Origin of the sequence: Hydrogenimonas sp. (assembly GCF_029933015.1) — a bacterium.
GTDB lineage: Bacteria > Campylobacterota > Campylobacteria > Campylobacterales > Hydrogenimonadaceae > Hydrogenimonas.
In genome coordinates this window covers 1-2598 of the sequence record NZ_JAOZOZ010000184.1, presented here as the reverse complement: position 1 = coordinate 2598, position 2598 = coordinate 1, and the positions used below count along the sequence as shown (strand labels likewise).

2 protein-coding genes are annotated in these 2598 nt (G+C 59.5%); one reads left to right on the top strand and one right to left on the bottom strand.

All coding sequences use genetic code 11. The features are described from left to right. Window positions 1–64 precede the first annotated feature (64 nt). Window positions 65–658 carry a flavin reductase family protein gene (locus Q1K23_RS09025; RefSeq protein WP_300363986.1) on the top strand — a complete coding sequence of 198 codons (594 nt, stop codon included), beginning with the start codon at window positions 65–67 and terminating at the stop codon, window positions 656–658. An 18-nt stretch (window positions 659–676) separates the two neighbouring features. Here the strand turns inward: Q1K23_RS09025 and Q1K23_RS09020 are convergent. Continuing rightward, window positions 677–2598 (bottom strand): DUF2207 domain-containing protein (locus Q1K23_RS09020; RefSeq protein ID WP_300363985.1); only part of this gene is annotated, 1922 nt, incomplete at its 5' end.

Sequence of the window (2598 nt, the reverse complement as noted above, 5' to 3'; positions counted from 1 at the left end):
ATCTGAAACGAAAAAGCGATATTCTTTGATAGAATACGGCTCAATAGATAGACAAAGAGGTAACATGCTGTTCGACTACTCCGACACCGACTCGATCGAAAACTACAAGCTGATGGCGCAGACCATCATTCCCCGTCCCATCGCCTGGATCGTGACCGAAGAGAACGGCGTCGTCAACGTGGCGCCTTTCAGCTACTTCACCGGATTGTCGTCGAATCCGCCGACGATGATCGTATCGGTAGGCCACAAAAGCGACGGATCGCCCAAAGACACGCTGGCGAATCTGAGAAAAACCGGAAAATGCACGGTCTGCATGGTCTCTCCCGGGCATCTGGAGATGATGCATTTCAGCTCCAAGGAGATGGCGCACGGCAAGAGCGAGGCGGAGCGCTTCGAAATACCGCTGAAAGGGATGGTCGAGGGATTCCCGCCGATGGTCGAGGGATCGCCCGTCGCCTTTTTTTGCGAACTCTACCGGGAAATCGATCTGAATGGAAGCAAAACGGTTCCGCTGATTCTGGAGATCAAGGCGCAGTTCGTCGACGACGCCTGCATCACCGACAAAGAGCGGCTGACCATCGAGTTTCAGCCCGTGGCGAGGGTGGGCAAAAGCTACGCGCTGCTCGGCGAAGAGGTCGTCCCGCCGAGTATCCCCTGAAATTTGAAGGCGGTTTCGTCACCAGGAGCCGCCGCCCCCGCCCCCGCCTCCTCCGCCGGAGAAACCTCCCCCTCCCGAGACGCCGCCGCTGCTCGTGGCGGTCTGCGACATGGTGCCGAATCTCGAAAGGGGCCTGTCCAGGTGCATCAGCGTATCTTCGTCGCCGTCGTACCACAGAGGCGTCCCCGCAGCCGTCAGGGCGTAGAATTTCAGCCAGTGGTCCGCTTTGCCGAAGAGCATGGCGTAGGGAAGCGTTTTGTCGAGATAGTTGGGATCCTCTTCCAGAAAGCGGCGCAGCTCGTCCTCTTTCACCCTTTCGATGAACTCTTTGAATCCCAGCAGATGGCGGTAGGCCCGTGCCCCTTTGGGGGTGTAGACTCCCATGTGACGGGCGAAAAAGAGTATGGGAAAGATCGCGAGCAGCAGGATGAACAGGGGAATCGAAAGCATGCCGTTTTCCAGTCCCAGATCCGCGACGGCCGAAAAACCGATGATCAGCGGCACGAGGAGAAAGAAGACCGCCGTGATCTTCGACGACGCGCCGTGCCCGAGAACGAGCATTCCCGCGCCCACGGCGAAAAAGGCCGAAACGAAGAGCAGCGGAAAGAGCAGCGAGAAATCTCCCAGCATCTCGCCGGTCTGCCACGCCGCCGGCAGCAGAAACGGCACCAAAGCCAAAGAGGCCTTGACGATGAAGCTTTTTCTCGCCGTCTCGGGGTTTTCCCGCATGTATCCGGCGGTTTTGGCCCACTCATAAAGCGATTCGTTGATCTTTTCGAACCCCTCGCGAAACCGCTTCGCCCGTTCGTCGGAGCGTTCGAAGAGCCTGAATTCTTGCGTTCCGTGAGGAAAGAGCATCTTTTTGAGGATGGTGCGGTACTCCGGCGGCAGCCCTTTTGTATCCTTGTCGGTTTTGACCAGGACGATCTCCTTGCCCTTGAAAACCTTGCCAAGCAGAGGGATCTCGGCGAGAGGGTTGCCGGTGGCTCTCTCCTCGATGGTCAGATATCCGAGTCTCGCCAGGTCGACGATGGCTGCGGCGATGTCTTCGTTGTCCGCGAACTGGTCGATCAAGAGCCCCGCTTTCAGCACGTCGATCCCCTCCGGCGGTCCGTACATCGGCGCGATCGATCCGATGGCGGGATCTTTGCCGTGCCGGTACCAGTAGAGTACGACACCCAAAGTAAAGAGTGTCAGGACGATCCAGGCCCACCACCGCTTCATCCATCCCGTGAAACCTTCGTCGAAATCGCCGCTCTGCCCCAATGAGCCTTTCGGAAACGCCGCTTCCACCGTCAGCCCTTCGTGGGGAGCGAGCGCATCGACGGAAGCTTCGTAGAGATCCGGCGCCTTTTTTGTGAGGACGGCCCGGGTCGTCGTGCTGCCGTAGGGTCCGCTGAAGGTCCGCCACTCTATCGGCCGGGAGAGCAGTTTTTCGGGGAGGCGTACCGTGACGCGCGCGTGGTCGATTGGGACTTCCCAGCCCGTTCCCACGGCGTTCCAGCGCATCGCGTCGCGGCCGTCATGCGCGGAGAGGATGCCGTGGGCGACACGGTAGGCGATGGTGTAGCGGTGGGAGCCGGTGAGAAACGTTTCGCCCCTGCCGATCTTCAGCCGCACCATCGGCCCCGCGTCGCCGCCGACGGTGAGTTTTTCGAAAGGCTCCGGCACGCCGTCGCGCGTTACGCTGAAATCTCCCAGCCCTATGGAGCGCATCCCGTAGCGTCCCGTCACCATTTTGGGAATGTCGCGGAAGATGCCGTGTCTGCGCGCCGGGCCGAAGTCGTAATCGATCACCTCTTTCACGCCGAGCGACCCGTCTTCGTGCAGATCGATCGTCACGTCATACTGCCGGATCGCCTCCGCGAAGAGAAAAACGGCGAGTAGCTGAAAGAGAAGCAGCGCTCTCATAGGTCGATATCCGGCATCTTCCTTTCCGA